The 239-nt window shown below is 33.5% G+C and carries 1 protein-coding gene; it reads right to left on the reverse strand.

Annotation, left to right across the window (positions count from 1 at the left end; genetic code table 11):
- On the reverse strand, positions 1 to 239 hold a 239-nt coding region (locus NO357_RS21300; protein ID WP_306737778.1), incomplete at both ends, for a TonB-dependent receptor domain-containing protein.

Consider the following 239-nt stretch of genomic DNA (forward strand, 5'->3'; position numbering starts at 1 on the left):
TTCACTATATTAATAGCTCTAGAAGTAGCAAACATCTGTTGATTTTCAGCAAAAATATTAGCACTACGTTTTCCTCGACCTACAGAAGCTCTAAAAGCAGCTTTTTCCCAAGGAGTATAGCGTAAATGCAATCTAGGAGTTACGAAAAAACCCAATAAATTATGCTGATCTACACGTACGCCCGCAGTAAGATTTAAATTATCTAAATTGTCATAATTATATTCAAAAAAAGCACCAAT

Source organism: Marimonas arenosa (assembly GCF_030848945.1).
Taxonomy (GTDB): domain Bacteria; phylum Pseudomonadota; class Alphaproteobacteria; order Rhodobacterales; family Rhodobacteraceae; genus Marimonas; species Marimonas arenosa.